Consider the following 1,234-nt stretch of genomic DNA (forward strand, 5'->3'; position numbering starts at 1 on the left):
CACCTACAATATAGGCTACTAAGATTTTATCTCCAAATGTATCTTCTTGCGCTACCACAGTAACTTCTTTAATGTCTAGATGTTTTCCTAATATTGTTTCAATTTCACCTAACTCAATTCGAAACCCTCTAATCTTAACTTGTTTATCAGCTCTTCCTATATATTCTATATTTCCATCAGGTAAATATTTAACTAAATCACCGGTCCGATATAATCTATCATTTGAGCTATTCTTGAATGGGTGTGGAATAAATGATGCTTTTGTTAATTCCGGTTGATTTAAATATCCTCGTGCTAATGCGATACCTCCTATATAAAGTTCACCCACTGTTCCAATAGGGACAAGTTTTTGAGCTTTATTTAATACATATACCTCTACATTGGGAATAGATCGACCAATAGGTGGTGTCCCTTCACCACTATAAATTTCTATAGTAGCAACCGATGCCTCTGTTGGACCATATGCATTAATAAAGAGGTGATTTTTCACCCACCGTTTTGCCACTTGTTCACTACAGACTGAACCCGCAGAAATAACAGTTTGTAATTCCTCAAATTTAGATTCATCTAACAAATTAAGTACCGTAGGTGGTAAAAATGCATGCGTAATTTTATTTTCTAGCAAAAACTGAGTAAGTGGCTCAACTGGCATAATATCTTGTTGACCACATACATATAAAGTTCCACCCGACACCAGAGTTGCGAATATATCATATAGTGAAACATCAAATGCAATTGAAGAAAACTGAACTACCTTACTACTCGTATTTAATTTTGTAAAATCAATGCTGGCATTAATAAAATTGCATAGACCTTTTTGTGCATAAAGGACACCCTTTGGATTTCCTGTGGATCCAGATGTATAGATTACATATGCTAAATTATCTGGTTTAACTTCAATTGTAGGATTTGTATTTTTTTCTCTCGAAATATTCATTTCATGTTCTTTTATATCAATACAGTCTATTTCTTTAGGTATCCACTGTGTTAGATGACTTTGTGTTAGCAATACTTGTATGTTGGCATCTTTCAAGATATATTCAAGTCTCTTTGTTGGATAGGCTGGATCTAGTGGGACATATGCGCCACCAGCTTTTATTATTCCTAATATACTTACAATCATCTCTAAAGAACGTTCTATATAAACCCCTACCATACTTTCAGGTCCTACGTTTCGTTTCTGTAGATAAAAAGCTAATTGATTTACTTTTTCATTTAATTCCTTATAAGTTAA

The 1,234-nt window shown here is 33.6% G+C and carries 1 protein-coding gene; it reads right to left on the minus strand.

The window, feature by feature from the left end; all coding sequences use genetic code 11:
* Positions 1 to 1,234, minus strand: a 1,234-nt coding sequence (locus AC1DMU_RS29445; protein WP_476941694.1) for a non-ribosomal peptide synthetase, incomplete at both ends; no start/stop codon positions are given.

Source organism: Bacillus sp. 01N45 (assembly GCF_056399205.1).